Annotated in this window: 17 protein-coding genes; all 17 read left to right on the top strand. The window is 42.7% G+C overall.

Annotated elements, in window-relative coordinates:
* Nucleotides 1–13 precede the first annotated feature (13 nt).
* The 17 genes from PHV77_00330 (at nucleotide 14) to PHV77_00250 (ending at nucleotide 17,375) form a co-directional block, all read left to right on the top strand.
* Nucleotides 14–739: an acylneuraminate cytidylyltransferase family protein gene (locus tag PHV77_00330; GenBank protein ID MDD5503747.1), complete on the top strand. Its 726-nt coding sequence runs from the start codon at nucleotides 14–16 to the stop codon at nucleotides 737–739.
* On the top strand, nucleotides 729–1,769 hold the full coding sequence (locus PHV77_00325; protein ID MDD5503746.1) for an N-acetylneuraminate synthase family protein: 1,041 nt from the start codon (nucleotides 729–731) through the stop codon (nucleotides 1,767–1,769). Before PHV77_00330 ends, PHV77_00325 begins: the two co-directional genes overlap by 11 nt.
* Nucleotides 1,748–3,856 (top strand): GNAT family N-acetyltransferase, encoded by a 2,109-nt coding sequence (locus PHV77_00320; protein ID MDD5503745.1) that lies wholly within the window; start codon nucleotides 1,748–1,750, stop codon nucleotides 3,854–3,856. The genes PHV77_00325 and PHV77_00320 overlap by 22 nt, the downstream gene beginning before the upstream one ends.
* A gap of 37 nt (nucleotides 3,857–3,893) precedes the next feature.
* Complete coding sequence (gene pseG, locus PHV77_00315; GenBank protein ID MDD5503744.1) at nucleotides 3,894–4,949, top strand: UDP-2,4-diacetamido-2,4,6-trideoxy-beta-L-altropyranose hydrolase; 1,056 nt, start codon at nucleotides 3,894–3,896, stop codon at nucleotides 4,947–4,949.
* 24 nt (nucleotides 4,950–4,973) lie between these two features.
* The gene (locus PHV77_00310) at nucleotides 4,974–5,741 is read left to right on the top strand and encodes a macrocin O-methyltransferase (GenBank protein ID MDD5503743.1); all 768 of its coding nucleotides are present in this window, start codon (nucleotides 4,974–4,976) and stop codon (nucleotides 5,739–5,741) included.
* 16 nt (nucleotides 5,742–5,757) lie between these two features.
* Nucleotides 5,758–6,471 (top strand): WbqC family protein, encoded by a 714-nt coding sequence (locus PHV77_00305; protein MDD5503742.1) that lies wholly within the window; start codon nucleotides 5,758–5,760, stop codon nucleotides 6,469–6,471.
* A gap of 16 nt (nucleotides 6,472–6,487) precedes the next feature.
* Complete coding sequence (locus tag PHV77_00300; GenBank protein MDD5503741.1) at nucleotides 6,488–7,171, top strand: hypothetical protein; 684 nt, start codon at nucleotides 6,488–6,490, stop codon at nucleotides 7,169–7,171.
* Nucleotides 7,168–8,622 (top strand): hypothetical protein, encoded by a 1,455-nt coding sequence (locus PHV77_00295; GenBank protein MDD5503740.1) that lies wholly within the window; start codon nucleotides 7,168–7,170, stop codon nucleotides 8,620–8,622. Before PHV77_00300 ends, PHV77_00295 begins: the two co-directional genes overlap by 4 nt.
* Before the next feature lie 105 nt (nucleotides 8,623–8,727).
* On the top strand, nucleotides 8,728–9,279 hold the full coding sequence (locus tag PHV77_00290) for a macrocin O-methyltransferase (GenBank protein ID MDD5503739.1): 552 nt from the start codon (nucleotides 8,728–8,730) through the stop codon (nucleotides 9,277–9,279).
* Nucleotides 9,280–9,317: 38 nt separating this feature from the next.
* Nucleotides 9,318–10,307, top strand: coding sequence for a class I SAM-dependent methyltransferase (locus PHV77_00285; GenBank protein ID MDD5503738.1), 990 nt, complete (start codon nucleotides 9,318–9,320; stop codon nucleotides 10,305–10,307).
* A gap of 20 nt (nucleotides 10,308–10,327) precedes the next feature.
* Nucleotides 10,328–11,773: a radical SAM protein gene (locus tag PHV77_00280; GenBank protein MDD5503737.1), complete on the top strand. Its 1,446-nt coding sequence runs from the start codon at nucleotides 10,328–10,330 to the stop codon at nucleotides 11,771–11,773.
* Nucleotides 11,774–11,776: 3 nt separating this feature from the next.
* The gene (locus PHV77_00275; GenBank protein MDD5503736.1) at nucleotides 11,777–12,709 is read left to right on the top strand and encodes an NAD(P)-dependent oxidoreductase; all 933 of its coding nucleotides are present in this window, start codon (nucleotides 11,777–11,779) and stop codon (nucleotides 12,707–12,709) included.
* A gap of 2 nt (nucleotides 12,710–12,711) precedes the next feature.
* Nucleotides 12,712–13,632 carry a phosphoglycerate dehydrogenase gene (locus PHV77_00270; GenBank protein ID MDD5503735.1) on the top strand — a complete coding sequence of 307 codons (921 nt, stop codon included), beginning with the start codon at nucleotides 12,712–12,714 and terminating at the stop codon, nucleotides 13,630–13,632.
* 3 nt (nucleotides 13,633–13,635) lie between these two features.
* Nucleotides 13,636–14,223, top strand: coding sequence for a cyclase family protein (locus PHV77_00265; GenBank protein ID MDD5503734.1), 588 nt, complete (start codon nucleotides 13,636–13,638; stop codon nucleotides 14,221–14,223).
* On the top strand, nucleotides 14,216–14,863 hold the full coding sequence (locus PHV77_00260) for an HAD family hydrolase (protein ID MDD5503733.1): 648 nt from the start codon (nucleotides 14,216–14,218) through the stop codon (nucleotides 14,861–14,863). The genes PHV77_00265 and PHV77_00260 overlap by 8 nt, the downstream gene beginning before the upstream one ends.
* 13 nt (nucleotides 14,864–14,876) lie before the next feature.
* Nucleotides 14,877–16,685 (top strand): ABC transporter ATP-binding protein, encoded by a 1,809-nt coding sequence (locus PHV77_00255; GenBank protein ID MDD5503732.1) that lies wholly within the window; start codon nucleotides 14,877–14,879, stop codon nucleotides 16,683–16,685.
* Between the two features lie 9 nt (nucleotides 16,686–16,694).
* Complete coding sequence (locus tag PHV77_00250) at nucleotides 16,695–17,375, top strand: PIG-L family deacetylase (GenBank protein ID MDD5503731.1); 681 nt, start codon at nucleotides 16,695–16,697, stop codon at nucleotides 17,373–17,375.
* Nucleotides 17,376–17,378 lie beyond the last annotated feature (3 nt).

Below are 17,378 nucleotides of genomic sequence, written 5' to 3'. Positions count from 1 at the left end.
AAGGAGCGAATGGATGAAAATATTAAGCATTATACCGGCGCGCGGAGGGTCAAAAGGTGTAAAAGACAAGCATACCGTTGATTTTAACGGTAAGCCCCTTATAGGTTATACGATAGAAGACGTTCTTGCCTCCGAGCTTATAGATAAGGCGGTTGTCTCAACCGATAGCGATAAGATAGCCGGTATTGTTAAAAGCGTCTATGATATTGAAGTAATAAAACGGCCCGCCAAATTCGCCAAAGATGATTCCCCCATAGAAGAGGCCCTTCTGCACGCGGTTGAATATCTTAAGAAACAATTCGGCTATCACGCGGATATAGTTGTGTGGACGCAGGCCAATGTCCCTATAAGGCAAAAGGGTATTATAGACAAGGTTATCAAAAAACTCATAGCCTCAAAGGCCGATTCCTGCGTAACCTGTTATGAGGCCGATCAGGTGCCCGAGGCCATGAAGATAATAAATAAAAAGGGCATGCTTGTCCCGATAGTAAAGGATGTCAAGGGCATAAGAAGGCAGGAATTTCCGAAGCGCTATCTGCTTGACGGATCGGTGCTTGCCTTAAGGGTTGAAAATCTTTACAAAGCCCGCGGCATAAGAAAGGCCCATATTTATTTGGGCAATAATGTCGTTCCTGTAATCCAGAGCGATATGATGTATACGCTTGAGGTTGATATGCCTGATGACGTGGCGCTGGTAAAATATTATTTAAATAAAATAAAGTCCGGCCATGAAAACTGATTACGATTTACGCCAAGGCAAAAAAGTCTATATAATTTCCGAAGCCGGGATAAATCATAACGGCAGTCTGCATACGGCATGCGATATGGTCAGAACCTCGGCTGATTCAGGCGCTGACGCGGTAAAATTCCAGAATTATGATACAAAAGATTTTATCGTAGATAGATCTATCACCTACACGTATAAAGAGCGCGGCAGGAAAAAGACACAGTCCATGTGGCAGTTATGCAGGCGGTGCCAGATGGGCAAAGGCTGGATTGAAAAATTAAAAAAACTTTGCGATTGCCTCGGCATAGATTTTTTGTCAACGCCGACATCAAAAAAGGGCGTTGATGAACTTATCCGCGCGGGCGTTAAAATGCTTAAAAACGGCTCCGACTATTTATCGCATCTTCCGCTTTTAAGATATATGTCGGGTTTTAGACTGCCCATCATTTTATCTACCGGCATGGCTTATGAGCAAGATATAAGAGAAGCGGTTGAGGCGGCTTCAGCCTCGGGCAAGACTCGGGTTATTTTACTTCATTGCACGAGTAATTATCCTGCCAAGGCAGATGACGTAAACTTGGCGCGCATGGCGGCATTAAGGCAAAAGTTTAATCTGCCTGTCGGATTTTCAGACCATACGGTCGGCAATGCCGCGGCCGTACAATCTGTGGCGCTGGGCGCGAGTATTATTGAAAAGCATTTTACCCTTGACCGGAATATGAGCGGCCCCGACCACTGGTTTAGCATGACGCCTTCAGGGCTTAAGGCGTATGTAAAAGATATCCGGGAAGCGGAAAAACGCATGGGCAGTGCCCTTATATGCCCGGCAAAAAACGAAATGGCATGCAGGCAGGAATTCACGCTAAGCCTTGTCGCGGCAAGGCGGATGAAAAAAGGCCGCAGGCTCGGCGTAAAAGATATCCTGATCGCCAAACCGGGCACAGGGATAAAACCTAAAGATATTGATAATGTAAAAGGGCTCGCGCTTAAGGTTGATATCGCCAAAGGCGCGCCCATAACATGGCAGGACCTGGCCAGATAAATAGCATGGTAAAAGGAAATAATATAAAAAATTTTACGAAGGCGTGTTTTCTTGTTACCGGCGGAGCGGGTTTTATCGGCTCTCACGCGGTTGATAGATTATTGTCTCTGGGCCATGATGTTATTGTTGTAGACAATCTAAGCACAGGCAGGCTGGAAAACATTGATCAGCGCGTTGTTTTTTACAAGGCGGATATATCGGATATGGGTATCTTGAAGAAGATATTCGGATGCCATAAGATTGATTATGTCCTGCATGAGGCTGCCAAGATAAACCTTAACGTAAAACTTGAAGACCCTGCCGCGGATATAGCAAGCAGTGTTATAGGCACTATAAATCTTTTAAAATCCTGCCTTGATTTTAAGGTAAAAAAGATCGTATACGCGTCCTCGGTGGCTGTATACGGCAGGCCGAAACTGCTTCCGGCAAAAGAGAGTGATGAGCCTGTGCCTGTTTATTCATACGGGGTGGCTAAAAAATGCGCCGAGGAATATATAAGGTATTATTCCGATAATTTCGGGATTGATTATACTATACTCCGCTATGCCAATATTTATGGCCCGAGACAGCCTATATTCGGCGAGGTTGGAGTAATAGCGATATTTGCCGACCGCATAGCCAAGGGCCTGCCCCTTACCATATTTGGAGACGGCATGCATTTGAGAGATTATATTTACATAGATGATGCCGTTGAAGCGACTATTACGGCCTTTAATGCCGGTTCCGGGCAGACCTTTAATGTAGGCTGTGGAGAAGGCGTATCGGTTATGGATGTTTTTGAGGCATTTTGTCAGGCGCGCGGCAAAAAGCCGGTATTTGAAAGCCGGCCGGAACGCGTGGGAGAATTAGGCAAATTTTATTCTGATACGAAAAAAATAACAGAGGCTTTTAATTTCAGGCCGCGCGTAAAACTTAAAGAGGGCATATCGCGCACTCTTTCATTTTGCCTTAAAGAAGGCGGACAGGCCGCGCGCCGGGACATCGCTTTAAGGCCGGTTGAGGCCAAAGACAAAGACATGATATTTGGCTGGAGAAATACGCCGTTTCTGATAGGCTTAGGCGGAAGCGGCAGGGCGGTTACGCGGCAGGAGCATTCGGCATGGTTTGACGGCATACTGAAAGACCAGGAGGCTGGTTTTTTTATCATCAATTATAAGGATATTCCGGCAGGCCAGGTCAGGTTTGAGCTGTCGGCAAAAGGGCATTATATTGTAAGCATATATCTTTTGGAAAAATATACCGGCATGGGCATAGGGCCTGCCGCGCTTTTAGATGGTATTCGCGTTATGCGGGGGAAAAAACCGGACGGAGTATTCATTGCTGTCATGAAAAAAGATAATAGGGCGAGCGTGTCGCTTTTTTCTAAGTGTGGTTTTTACGAATTTCCATATGAAGACAGGCCGTCGGGTTATCTGGCCATGCGCTATGACGGTGCATGCCAAGCCTGCGAAGAGCCTGTTGCAAAGGCTTTATCTTGCAAGGCCTCCGGCGTGAAGGCTTTGGTTGATTTTTATGATGATAATATAAAACAGCATGGTTCTGATATAGGTTCTGTCGCGTGGGGAAGCAAGGCTTCGCAGGAAAAGCGTTTTGAAATACTCTCTCTTATAGCTGATCTAAACGGTAAATCGGTCCTTGATCTCGGCTGTGGGCTTGGCGATCTTTACGGCTGGATGAAAGAGGCTGATATAAAGGCGGATTATACGGGAATGGATATTTCTTTGTCCATGATAGAACGGGCAAGGCAAAAATATCCCAAAGGAGAATTTATACACGGCGGCATAGGCGATATTCCGGCAGGCCTTTTTTATGATTATATACTTTGTTCGGGTATTTTCAACCGCAGAGTGCCGGAGCATGAAAGGTATGTAAGCGATACTATTACGGCTATGTTTGACGCCTGCCGCCTGGGCATAGGTTTTAATATGATGAGTGTTAAAGCGGATTTTTTTAATCAGCAGGAATATTATGCCCAGGCCGGAGATACGCTTGATTTTTGCCTGAAGCTTAGCCGAAGAGCCGTATTAAGGCATGATTATATGGGGCATGATTTTACGGTTTACGTTTATAAAAACAATAAGGCTTAAAATTCCAGGCACTGCCTGAAGAAGAAGGAGATATCCTGTGCGCACGGCACTGATAAGAGTTGACGCCAAAAAAGAGATTGCTTTAGGCCATCTTAAAAGATGCCTTTGCCTGGCGCAGAAATTCAGACAAAAGAATATTTCGGCGCGTTTTTTGATAGCAGATGATAAATGCGCCGGGCAATTCCTGGATAAAGAAGGTTTTGGCTATACGGCAATGGATCTTAAGACAGGCTCGCCGGGTGATTGCCTTCGGACCATGGAAGAGGCCCAAAGGCTTAAAGCCGATATGATTATTATTGATTCATATGAGATAGGCGAAGGATTCAGGCAAAAGCTTATGGATAAGGGATTTCTGACAGTTTCTATAGATGATACAGCCAGCGCGCGCGTACCCTCCCATATTATTATAAACGGCAATCTTAATGCCGAAGCGATGAAATACGACGCGCCCGAAGGGACAATGCTTTTTTTAGGCATAAGATATCTGATACTTGGCAGTGATTTCTGGGGCATTAATGCCTCTTATAGCGAGAGCGATAATATTGATAATGTGCTTATTACCATGGGCGGGGTTGACCACTATGATTTGAGCACCAGGATACTTAAAATACTTGAAGGCATTGACGGCTCTTTTAGCGTCACGGTAATAGTCGGGCCTTATTATGATAATACAGCCGCGATAGAGGCCCAGGCAGGCTTAATGAAAAAGGATGTCAAGCTCATATTCGCGCCTTCAGGGCTTTTCAATTATATGAGGGCATGTTCACTGGCATTTTGCGCCGGAGGCCAGACTTTATATGAGCTGGTTTCTCTGGGGCGTCCGACGATCGGCATAGGCCTGTGGGAGAACCAGTTTGGCAATGTGTCTGAATTATCGGCCAGAGAGATTATACTCGGCGCTTTTTACAATGAAAGTACACTGTTTGATCTCTCTCTGGAAAAGGCCGTCAGGGATTTTATGGCAAAGCCGGCGCGCAGAAAAGCCATGGCGGCTAATGGGCTAAAACTTATTGATGGCAATGGGGCAGAGAGGGTATGCCAGGGCCTTATATCGGCATGCGATAGTAATAAGGCCGCGGGCAGATTGCTTTAAGCGGTCTAAACACGGAGGATTTTTATGGAAAAGGCAAAGGGGCATTATAGATTGGGCATGCCTTTAAGGTCTGATAAAGAGATAAATTATATTGATCAATTGGCAGGGGTATTAGACAATAGCAGAATGTCCGGCATAGAAAAGATGATGAATTTTCCGATGTATGTTCCCAGGCAGAGTATGGCTTCTTTTCTTGTCAAATACGAGATATTCAAACAGATAATCAATGTCCACGGCTGTATTGTGGAATGCGGCGTCTGTTATGGCGGCGGCCTGATGTCATGGGCGATGTTTAGCGCGATATTTGAGCCTGTCAACTATTCAAGGAGGGTCATAGGTTTTGACACTTTTTCAGGTTTTCCCGGCATATCAGCCAAAGACAAAAAAGACAAAGACCCCAATGCGAAAAAAGGCGGTATGCGCGTAGATTCTATGGAAGAACTTCTCCGATGCAGGTCATTGTTTGACCAAAACAGGCCTGTCGGGCATATCAATAAGATAGAGCTTGTAAAAGGCGATATAACAAAGACGGCAAAAAAATACGTTAAGGATAATCCGCATCTTGTTGTCTCGCTTTTATATCTTGACCTTGACCTGTATGAGCCTACAAAGGCGGCCATTGAGGCATTTTTTCCGCGTATGCCAAAAGGGGCAGTGATCGCTTTTGATGAGCTTAATCATCCTGACTGGCCGGGAGAAACGGCCGCTCTGCTTGAAACTATCGGGATAGGCGGCTTAAGGATAAAGCGTTTTCCCTTTGACAGCGTGCGTTCTTACGCGGTCATTGAATAGATAGGGATAGATTGGCATGATCCTGACAGCGCATCAACCTGTTTATTTGCCGTGGCTGGGCTTATTTCATAAAATAGCCCTAAGCGACGCTTTTTGTTATTTTGATAATGTCCAATACCTGAAAAAGGACTGGAATAACAGAAACATGATAAAAACTCCAAACGGGGTTATCTGGCTTACCGTGCCTGTCCTGACAAAAGGGCACAGAGAAAAGCCGATAAGGCAGATTGAGATAAATAATTCCGTGGATTGGAGAAAAAAACATTGGCAGTCAATATTTCATGCCTATAGAAAAGCGCCATTTTTTAATATGTATTCAGATTTTTTTAAAGATCTTTACGCTAAGGATTGGGTGTATTTAACAGATTTAAACGAATGGATGCTTAAATTTTTTCTAAAGGAATTGAATATAAATGTTAAATACTGTAAAGCGTCAGATATGAATTTTGCCGGCAGTAAGTCAGATCTGGTGCTTGATATGTGCGTAAAACTGAATGCCGGTATATATATATTCGGCGCGCTGGGAAAGGAATACGCTGATATCGCTTCGTTCAAAGAGCGCGGTATAAAAGTTTTGTTCCAGGATTATAAGCATCCCCAATACCCCCAGCTTGGGCCTGGTTTTGCGGCCAATCTATCGGTAATTGACCTGCTTTTTAACGCGGGCCCGGACAGGTCGCTTGACATTATAATGAGCGGCAATATAACGAAGCAGGATATTAGTATATAAAATTAGGAGCATAAGCATGGGTAAAGAGATAGTCGCCGTGATACCTGTTAAGGGGGTTTCGGAAAGGGTAAAGTCCAAAAATACACGGCCTTTTTGTGATACAAGCCTTTATGAATTAAAGCTTGAGCACATGAGCATGGTAAAGGGTTTTTCTAATATCATTGTCTCCTCCGAAGATGATCGGATACTTGAGATAGCCAGGAAAAAGGGTTTTGACACGCACAGGCGCGATAGCAGGTATTCCACAAGCAGTATACCCATGAGCGATGTCTATTCATATGTAGCCTCCCAGATAAAGGGAGAGCATATAGCGTGGGTGAATGTGACTAATCCTCTTGCTCTTGTGAAAAATTATGAAGACGCGATAAAAGCCTATAACGGGCTTGGCTCGGAATACGATTGCCTTTTGAGCGCGTATGAGGTTAAGGATTATATTTTTTATAATAATAAGCCGATAAATTTTAAACCCAATCCATGGCCGCGCTCACAAGACCTGAAAGGATTATGCGCCCTTAGTTTTTTGATAAATATTCTAAAAAGAAATGATATGGTCAGATGGGGTTCATGCGTCGGCCAAAAGCCGTATTTTTTCATTCTTGACAGGATAACATCAATGGATGTGGATTACCAGGAAGATTTTGATTTTTGTGAAATGATGTATAGAAGGCGCAAGGAAGAAGTATCCGGAGAAAAGCAATGATCAAGCTCGTGAAGTTTTCACACAACAGGGATGAGGATTTTAAGAAATCAAGCGATAATCTTCTTGATATAATTAATAGGTTTGCAGATCAACCAGCTTTAACAAGCTTGTATGCGTATTTTAGGAAGTGGTACAATCTACCGGAAAATGTTATAAAGCAGGGGATTAAGAAACGCATTGCAAATCTGTATATGTATAAAAAAGCCAAATTTGATGATTCCTTGAAATTAAAATGGATCCTAATGTCATTTATTAAACACCTTGGTTTGTTATTGTATGCCCTCATTTGCTCTAGGTGGTTTTTTAACGTGAAAAACTACAGGCTTATAGTAGATGGCATTGCATCAAAAATAGAATTGCTAAGGTTTAAGAAATTGATTGATTTAATAGGCAGAGATAAGGTTTTAATAATTACAACATATAAGACAGCCAAAGACGAGTTTAAAGGTTATAATATTGAGTATGAGAAAAAATTTAAGCATTATAATGCAAGAGATATACTTTATTCTTTTTTCTATGAAATAATTTTTGGCGTGTGGTTATATTTGATATTATCAATACGATTAAATGTAAATCTCATATTGCTTATGACGCCTGTTATTAACGATTATCTTAAATATAGCAAACTGTTTAGTGCTAACAAAGCTGACTACATTGTTCAGGAAAGGCACTATGCTACTAATGCTGTAAAAAATTATTTATTTAAAAAAAATGGGGGACGGGCTTCTACGTGTATACAGAAAAATATCATACAATTGGACGCCATGTACTACTACTGTGATATTGATTGGTTTTTTTCTTTGGGTAACCGCACGGCTGATGGATTGTTTGAATACGGCGCTAGAATTGATAAAATTATACCAGTAGGCTCAATGTTTATGGAATATTACTGGTTCAGCAACCAGGAAAAAGTGGAAAAGAACCTGGATATAGTGATGTTAGGAATAAATGTAATGAATGCCTATGAGCGCATGGATTCATATTCGAAGTTTATAGATGATTATTATGACTGTATTAGGTGGCTTGTGAGGTTTAAGAATGATTATCCTTCTTATCGCATAGCAATTAAGCATCATTCAAGTGCCGGAGAAGATAAGATTGAAGAAGAAATAATTGCCAGCACGGGCTTAGAAGCGGTAGATAAAAACGCTAATAGTTATAAAATTGCTTTTGGCTCGCGATGTGCTGTGACATATGGATCCACAATGGGTTATGAGCTTAATGCGCATGGGATTTTAACATTTTTCCTTAATCCTAACAAGCATTCTACCATACTGCTTGACTATAATGATAAATTACTTGAAGGTCTTAACGTTGCATCTTATGAGATTTTTCGTGATAAAGTTTTGGGTATATTATCTGGAGATAACAAGGTTTTTATTAATGCAGATGATATATGCATAAATAGCTCTATAGTTTCTAATAGAATTTACAAGGAGCTGGTAAATTAGCCATTATAACCAAAGAGGAGGTTGTGTGATGATAGAAAGATTGATTAGGGGGGGGTATCACGATTAAGAAGTGGTATATTATTTGATTATTTAAGTCGTAGCGGTATTTATTATCATTCTAGTCAATATTTATCTTGCAATAAAGTAGTTGGCGATTATTTTCATTTTGGTGTAGGCTCTGGTGCGGATTTTGTAGCTGCTTACAGAGAGCATAGAGGTATTAATAGGCACTTTTACCTGTTTGATTCTTTTGCGGGTTTACCAGCACCAAAGGACACGCTTGATGGAAAATATCATAAAGGCAAATATACATTTAGCAAAGAAAGCCTTGTCCAAAAATTGCATAAACAAGGAATCCCGCAATCAGATTATACTATAGTGCAGGGTTATTTTTCAAATATACCATTGTTAGATTTAAAAAACAAAGCAGCATTAGTTATATTAGATTGCGATTTATGGGAATCAACTATGGATGCTCTTAGATTTATTAAACCTTATCTACAATCTGGTACAGTAATCCTGGCCGGTGAATATTTTAATTATAGAGCAGATTTTACGAGGGGTATGGCAGGAGCTATTAATAATTGTTTTAAATCTGAGTTAGTTTCTTGGCGTCCTTACGGTGACTCAGGAATGAGTTTCATCTATAAGGGGTAATATCAAATATAGCGTATAAATGAAGGGAAAAATGTTTTATGGCTTACAAGAAAGGTAATATATTTTCACTGGATGAGAAGTTAACAAGTGGCAAAACCGAAGAATTAAATGAGAGATTTGAGAGGTTTTTGGACAGGTATTTTGGCAAAAACGGCCAAATCAAGCCCTTATTTATTGAATATACAAGTTGCCCTAATTGTGAGTCAAAAGACGGCAGCACATTCAAGCAAAAGCGTTTTGCCTACAGACGCTGTTTTAAATGCCAGATGGTATACGCAGTTCCAAGGTTTAAACAAGAGATAAATATAAAAATACATTCTCAGGATTGTTATAAAGAGCATTATATCAACAAAGTGATGCCAACAATAGATTATAGAAGAAACGTTCTTGCAAAAAATAAGTATAAGCAGGTTATGGAGTTTTTTAAAAAGCCTGGCAGGGTATTGGATATAGGATGTGGCTTAGGGGAGCTTTTAAGTGTATTTAAAGAGAATGGATGGAAAAGCGATGGTATAGACTTTAACGATTTTGCAGTTGAGTATGCAAAAAATAATTTCAATCTAAATATAAAAAAATGCGATATATTTAAGATGCCTGAAGAGGAAAAATACGATCTGGTTATGCTATGGGGCGTTATAGAGCATGTGTATACGCCCGACTCTCTTCTTAAAAAATGCAAAGCCTTATTAAAAAAGAATGGGCTTTTATTAATCGAAGTCCCTTCAGCGGATTCTCTGTTAGTTAGGTATTGTGAGGCGACAGGCAAAGAGGCGCATAGGACATTTGAATCGGCGCGCCATATTATGCTATTCTCACAGCGCTCTTTAATTGAAATGTGTTCAAGGAATGGGTTTGCCTGTAAAAAATTATTGAGCAATGGTTTAGATGTGTCTACCATATCTAAAATGAATGGATTGAATTTAGAATCAGAGTGCGTAAATATTATACAAAACATCCTTGATGAATCCTTGCAAGGGGACTTGCTAAGAGGATTTTTTATAAAAAGCCCCTCAAAGGGCAAAAAGTAATTATCTTATAAGGCGATAACATGAGTAAAATATTATTGATTCATCCTCCTTTCGGAACCGGCGACGACAAGCGTCCGCCTGATATATTTGACCCGCATTTTCCATGGGGCCTTGGCTGTATAACAGGCATTTTGAGGCAGAACGGTTTTGATATGGATCTGTTTGATATATACGCGCATCAATGGAACAGGCAGGAGGCATTGAAAGGCCTTGAGGAGAAATCCTTTGATTGCGTTATGATAACCGCCATGGCAACGCAGTATGTGTATATTAAATGGTTGTCGCGGCAGCTTAAGAGGATAAACGGCTCTTGCACAATAATATTGGGCGGCCAGCTGGCCACATTCAGCTATAACGCGGTGCTTAAAAACACGGATGTTGATATCTGCGTTATAGGCGAGGGGGAGCTGACCGCATTAGACATATTGAATAATATAAATGATTTTGATAATGTTAACGGCATAGCGTTTAAAAGGCTGGGCAGGGTCATAAAGACCGGCCCGCGGCCGCTTATCACGGACATAGATAAGCTCCCCAGCCCGGCCTATGATCTGTTCAATATGGATATTTACAAGACCAATAAGCTTTATGTGCACAATAAATCAGCCGCTTTATATGAAAACCGGCAAAAGCCCAATGTCATGGCTATGATAAGCGGCAGGGGCTGTCCTTTTGTGTGCAATTTTTGCAGCAGGACATTCAGAAACATACGCATACGTTCCACGGGTTCTATAATTAAAGAGATAGATTTTCTTAGGGCAAGATACGGTATAAACGCTATTAACTTTGTGGACGAGCTTTTATTCCTTAAACAGAAAAGCATAGACGAGCTCGCGGTCCAATTAGGCAAAAGAGGGCTTATCTGGAACGGCCAGGCCAGGGTTGACACCATCAATCTGGATAAATTGAACTTTTATAAGGAAAACGGCTTAGTTTCCATAGGTTATGGTGTTGAGAGCGGCAGTGATGAGATGCTAAAACGCATGAACAAAAGGATCACAAGGCAGAAGATAGAAAATGCCATCAGGATGACGCTTGAGGCAGGTATTCATATAAAACTCACCTTGATTTTTGGATATCTGGGTGAAACACGGCAAAGCGTTAATGAGACGGTTGAGATGTTCAAGGGCCTGCATCATCCGGGCAGGCGTTTTTGTATATTTACCCCTCTGCCGGGTTCGCAGATATATGATTATGCCCTGGGAAAGGGTATTATAAAAGATGAGGACTCTTATCTTTCGCGGATCTGCGAAGGTTATTGGCGCAGGGTGGTAAATATGAGCGAACTTAGTGACGATGAATTTGATTTGGTCCGGGCGGATGCCGAAGAGCGGATGAGAAATAACTATAAAGATTACATGTCGTCTCTGCCGGAACAATCCCGCAAAAACCATTTTCGTTTATGTGAAGAGGATTTTGAGAAATCATTTTTAAGCAATATCGGCTCTAAGGATAAGGAGATATAGGCCATGGGAAAACATAAGAAGCAACAAGGCGCTTTAAATGTCCTTGTTACCGGCGGTTCAGGATTTTTGGGCAGTCATATAGCCGATGCCTTGACAGAGGCGGGGCATCACGTCGCAATTTTTGATAAAAAGAAATCAGCTTTTATAAAACCGGGCCAGGATATGATAGTAGGCGATATATTGCATCCGCAGGAGCTTTCTCAAGCCATGAAAAACATGGACGCTGTTTTTCATCTTGCCGCGCTTGCCGATGTGGATGAAGCCTGCGACAATGCCCCTGACACGATGAAGATAAATATAATCGGGACAACCAATGTTCTGGAGGCGGCAAGGCAGAACAATGTCCGGCGTGTTGTATTTGCCAGCACCATATACGTCTATAGCAGGACAGGCTCTTTTTACCGGGTCAGCAAGCATGCCTGTGAGCTCCTGCTTGAAGCGTATAATGAAAGATACGGCCTTAATTACACGATATTAAGATTCGGCACGCTATACGGCACCAGGGCGAACTCTTCAAACAGCGTTTTCAGGTATCTGCAAGAGGCCTTTAAGTCAGGCAAGATAGAATTTAAGGGCACAGGCCAGGAAATACGCGAGTATGTGCATGTCTGTGATGCCGCCGATATATGCGTTGAGGTATTGGAAGACGAATACAAGGGCCAAACCCTAATCCTTACGGGCCACCACAGGATGAAGCTTATGGAATTGCTTGATATTATTAATGAAATACTCGGCGGCAAAGTCAAGATACGCGTAAACCCGGAAAAATCCATATCGCATTATATACAGACCCCGTATTCGTATATGCCGCGCATAGGCAAGAAGATAGTAATGAACACTTATTGCGATCTCGGCCAGGGGCTTTTGGAAATGATTGATGAGATAGATGCTGAAAAAAGGCAGGACACCGTTATTATTGACCCGGCTAAGGAGTGATCATGAACACGAAAAAGGTTTTTATATCCACGACTTCTTTTGCCGAATATGATAAAAAACCGCTGGAGATGCTTGAGGCGGCTGGGTTGGCGGTTGAAATGAACCGGCTGGGCAGGAAATTAAAAGAAGATGAAATAAAAGGCTTTTTGCAAGACATTGATTTTCTTATTGCCGGCACGGAGCCTATAACCAGAGATGTCATAACCTCTTCAAAAAAGCTAAAAGTTGTATCCCGTTGCGGCACAGGGCTTGATAATGTTGACCTGGCAACGGCAAGTGAATTTGGTATAAAGGTATTTAACACGCCCTGCGGCCCGACGCTTGCTGTGGCTGAACTCACCATGGGTCTTATAATAAATATCTTAAGAAAAATAAGCCATATGGACAGGGATATGCGAAAGGGCCTCTGGCGCAAGCAAATGGGCTCTCTTTTGCAGGGTAAATATGCTGGGATCATCGGTTTTGGCAGGATAGGGCAGAGGCTTGCCCAGATGCTTCTTGCCTTCGGCGCCAAGGTCGCCTATTATGATATTATAGATATGCCGCGCAGGCTCGGCTGTAAGTTCCTTGACCTTAAAACGCTTTTATCCTGTTGCGATATAATATCCTTACATTGCCCGGCGCCTTCAAACGGGCCTGTAATAGGCCCAAAGGAATTCGGCTTGATTAAAAAAGGCGCTTATATTATCAATACGTCGCGGCCCGGGCTTATTGACGAGCAGGCGCTTTGCGCGGCATTAAAAGACGGCAGTGTAGCGGGGGCCTGCCTGGACGTGTTTGATAAAGAGCCTTATACTGGAAAAATGATTCAATTTGATAATGTTATCCTTACTCCTCATATAGGTTCTTATGCTAAGGAGGCAAGAATAAAAATGGAGATAGATTCGGTTGAAAATCTTCTTTCTTATATCGGGAGGAAATAGGCGTTGAAATACATAGATATCAGCAGGCAATTGCGTAACGGTATGCGGGTTTATCCCTCTGATCCGGAATTTGTTTTAAGAGGCCATAAATCTATCAAGAAAGGTTCTTCATGTAATCTCGGCGCTTTAAGCCTGGGCACTCATACAGGCACGCATATTGACGCTCCGCGGCATATCATAGAAGGCGCCGGGCCTGTGGACGGCATTGCAATTGATAAGCTTATTTGCAGGGCGCTCGTTGCCGGTATTGATGATCTAAAAAGCATAGGTTTTTTAAACGGCACGGGGCTTAAGCGGGCAAAAGCCATATTGCTTAAGAGGGGCTCTAAAAAGGCAAGCCTTGATTTAAAAGACGCAGATATGGTAATTCAAGGCGGTTTCAGTCTTGTAGGCACCGAAGAGATGAGCATAGAAGCCTCGGATGATAAGGCCCATCCTGTTCACAAGAGGCTGCTTTCAAAAAAGATAGTGATTGTGGAAAATCTCGCGCTTAAGGGGGTAAAAAACGGATTTTACAAATTGTTCTGCCTTCCCTTAAGGATAAAAGACTCCGACGGAGCGCCCGCCAGGGCGGTATTATTAAATGATTAAGGCGATAATCTTTGATTTTGACGGTGTATTGGTTGAGTCCGTGGATATTAAGACCAAAGCTTTCAGGAGGCTGTTTGAGCACGAAGGAAAAGAAATAGCCGACATGGTTGAAAGCTACCATATTGCTAATACGGGTGTTTCAAGGTTTGATAAATTCAGGTATTTTTACAAAACTTTTCTAAAAAGGGAATTAAGAGACGCTGAATTCAATGACCTATGCAAGAGGTTTTCGGCTCTGGTAAAGGAAGAAGTGATAAAGGCGCCGTATGTTACCGGCGCGCGGGAATTCCTGCAATCCCGTAAGGATTTTTTTGATTTTTTTATAACGACTGCCACGCCTCAAGCTGAAATGGAGTGGATAGTTGAACAAAGGGGCATAAGCGCTTTTTTTAAGGCCCTGTATGGAGCGCCTGTTAAAAAAGAGGACGCTGTTAATGACATAATTAGGCGTTTCGCCTTAATGCCTGATGAAACAGCTTATGTAGGAGACGCCTTAAGCGATATGCAGGCCGCGCGGGCCAATTCCGTCAATTTTATCGCCCGCGTATACGAGGCGAACAAGGAAATGTTCGGAAGTTTAGACTGCGTAAAAATTAATAATATGACAAGCCTTGACCGGGCGATAAAAAGTCTTGGTTGAGAAAAAGGATATTATGCCCAGGATACAAGCGGATACGGTAAAAAATCTTTTTTATCTTATAAACCAGCAGAGGGCGCGTTTATTTGTCTTTACAGTTGTCATTACCCTGACATCGCTCTTTGAGGCATTGGGCATAGGCACGCTTTATCCTATATTAAATATTTTTAACAGCGATGAGAAAAGAAGTGTTTATGCAAAGTTGATTAATAATATCCTGCCCTTTGATATTGGCCTTGAGCAGATTGTCCCGGTTTTGTTCCTGTCGGTAATTATATTTTTCATAGCAAGGGGGATATTTATTGTTTTGTCGTATTACGCTCAATTTAAGCTTTCGCAGGGGCTGACGAGCAAATGGCAGAACGACATATTTTCAAGTTATATGGGCCAGGACTATGATTATTTTATAAAACACCGCGCCGGAGATCTTTTGCAGAAACAGATGGTGCACACGGAAAACGCGGGTAATGCCATTGTGTATACGTGCCAGATAGCGAGGAATATTTTTACAGTCGTGTTATTGTTTGCAATGCTCTTTTTCGTATCCGTTAAATGGGCATTATCTTTGATAGCGGTTTCGGCTGTAAGCATGGTTATTGTTTATGCCGTTTCCAGGATTAAAGTTTACGCGGATTCAAGGGTGCACGCTGAATTGCAGAAAGAATCTTATTCCCTTGCCGCGGAGGTAATTTCCGGCATAAGACAGGTAAAGGCTTTTTTGGCGGAGGATTTCTTTAAGAAGCGGTTTTGCCAGGCGGTATGCGAAAAGGCGCGTATTTATACCAGGAACGCGACGATAAGCTGTATGCCGACGCCTGTCATGCAGACTCTTGTGGTTTTGGCCATACTGCTTGTTTTATTCGCGGCCAGCCTTGCCAAGGAAAATGCCGGCTCTATATTTGCCGCTATCGCTATATTCGGAGGCGCCTCTTACAGGATAATGACTTCCATGTCCGGCATTAACAGCGGTTTTATCCAGATAGCCAGTTTACTGCCTTCAATAAATATTGTTTCAGGGCTTTTGTGCCTGGCCCGCCCCAGGGAAGATATGCCCGCGATTAAATGTTTTAAAAAAGGAATATCTTTTTCAAATACAGGCTTTGCTTATGGGCAGAGCGGTTTCAGGCTTTCAGGCATTAACCTTGAATTGGAGAAAGGCAAATTTTATGGAATTGTAGGCCCGTCCGGAAGCGGAAAATCCACGCTTATAGACTTGTTGATAGGATTTTATGGATATGATACAGGTTCTATAAGAATTGACGGGCAGGATATGCGCGATTTTGATATCCGTTCATGGCGGAGGATGATAGGTTTGATAAGCCAGGACACCTTTATTTTTAACGGGACTATTGCCGACAATATATCTTTTGCCGTTGAGGCGGGTGCCGTTGAAAAGAGCGCCATAATCAGTTCGGCTAAGGCGGCCGATATACACGATTTTATAGCAGGCCTTCCAGACGGTTATGACACGCTTGTAGGGGAAAGAGGGCTGACGCTTTCAGGCGGCCAGAGGCAGAGGCTTGCCATTGCCAGGGCCGTATACAGGGACCCGGAGGTGTATATCTTTGATGAAGCCACAAGTTCGCTTGACACGTATTCGGAAAAAAAGATACAGGAGGCAATAGAAGGCTTAAGCAGGTCAAAGACCGTTATCTGTGTATCGCACAGGCTTTCAACGGTAATCAACGCTGACAGCATTATAGTCTTGGACGCGGGCAGGGTTGTTGAAACCGGCAGTCACAATGAATTGCTAAGTAAGGGTGGATTTTATGCCAGGCTTTACCGGCACCAGCACGGGGAAGAAAAAAATAATCAATATCCGTAAGGAGGAATTATGAAAGACAGGATCCTGGTAGTTTGCGCTCATCCGGATGACGAGACATTAGGCTGCGGCGGGACGATTAGGCGGCTGGCAGATGAAAAGCATGATATCCGTATTGCTATTTTGGGAGAAGGGCTTGGCGCGCGTTGTCAAGCCGGGCGAAAGCCTGATACTGCCGCGATAAAGAATGCCGCGCTTAAAGCGGGCAGGATACTCGGCTCAAGGGAAATATCTTTTTTTGACCTGCCTGATAACAGGTTTGATTCGGTTGATTTGCTTGATATCGTTAAGAAGGTTGAGGATATTATCGGACGCTTTAAACCCAATATTATTTTTACGCACCATTGCGCGGATTTGAATATGGATCATTGCCTGACGCACAGGGCCGTTCTGACGGCCGCCAGGCCCTTGCCAGCCAACCGCGGTATCCGTGATATATACGCTTTTGAAACCCTCTCGTCAACCGAATGGTCTTTTGGGCAATATGGCCGTCAATTTTGCCCCGATATTTTTTATGATATAACGAAGTCATATAAGGCAAAGGCCATGGCGCTGGCTGTGTATAAAACTGAAATGAGAAAGTTTCCGCATCCGCGTTCAGGGTCTGCCATGCTTGCCAATGCCAAAAAATGGGGCAGTTGCAGCGGCCGCGGGCTTGCGGAGGCATTTGAGACAATAAGGAGCATAAGATAATTT

It is taken from the genome of Candidatus Omnitrophota bacterium (assembly GCA_028716165.1).
Lineage (GTDB): Bacteria > Omnitrophota > Gorgyraeia > JABMRG01 > JABMRG01 > JAQUQI01.
Note: the sequence above shows the minus strand (reverse complement) of the source record. Positions and strands in the feature narration are given on the sequence as shown.

Bases quoted from the DNA above. Each gene is read 5' to 3' on its own strand.
- PHV77_00280 (MDD5503737.1), top strand. From the start codon at position 10,328: ATGAGTAAAATATTATTGATTCATCCTCCTTTCGGAACCGGCGACGAC.
- PHV77_00330 (MDD5503747.1), top strand. From the start codon at position 14: ATGAAAATATTAAGCATTATACCGGCGCGCGGAGGGTCAAAAGGTGTA.
- PHV77_00310 (MDD5503743.1), top strand. From the start codon at position 4,974: ATGGAAAAGGCAAAGGGGCATTATAGATTGGGCATGCCTTTAAGGTCT.
- PHV77_00300 (MDD5503741.1), top strand. From the start codon at position 6,488: ATGGGTAAAGAGATAGTCGCCGTGATACCTGTTAAGGGGGTTTCGGAA.
- PHV77_00275 (MDD5503736.1), top strand. From the start codon at position 11,777: ATGGGAAAACATAAGAAGCAACAAGGCGCTTTAAATGTCCTTGTTACC.
- PHV77_00255 (MDD5503732.1), top strand. From the start codon at position 14,877: ATGCCCAGGATACAAGCGGATACGGTAAAAAATCTTTTTTATCTTATA.
- PHV77_00285 (MDD5503738.1), top strand. From the start codon at position 9,318: ATGGCTTACAAGAAAGGTAATATATTTTCACTGGATGAGAAGTTAACA.
- PHV77_00260 (MDD5503733.1), top strand. From the start codon at position 14,216: ATGATTAAGGCGATAATCTTTGATTTTGACGGTGTATTGGTTGAGTCC.
- PHV77_00295 (MDD5503740.1), top strand. From the start codon at position 7,168: ATGATCAAGCTCGTGAAGTTTTCACACAACAGGGATGAGGATTTTAAG.
- PHV77_00270 (MDD5503735.1), top strand. From the start codon at position 12,712: ATGAACACGAAAAAGGTTTTTATATCCACGACTTCTTTTGCCGAATAT.
- PHV77_00325 (MDD5503746.1), top strand. From the start codon at position 729: ATGAAAACTGATTACGATTTACGCCAAGGCAAAAAAGTCTATATAATT.
- PHV77_00250 (MDD5503731.1), top strand. From the start codon at position 16,695: ATGAAAGACAGGATCCTGGTAGTTTGCGCTCATCCGGATGACGAGACA.
- PHV77_00320 (MDD5503745.1), top strand. From the start codon at position 1,748: ATGGCAGGACCTGGCCAGATAAATAGCATGGTAAAAGGAAATAATATA.
- PHV77_00305 (MDD5503742.1), top strand. From the start codon at position 5,758: ATGATCCTGACAGCGCATCAACCTGTTTATTTGCCGTGGCTGGGCTTA.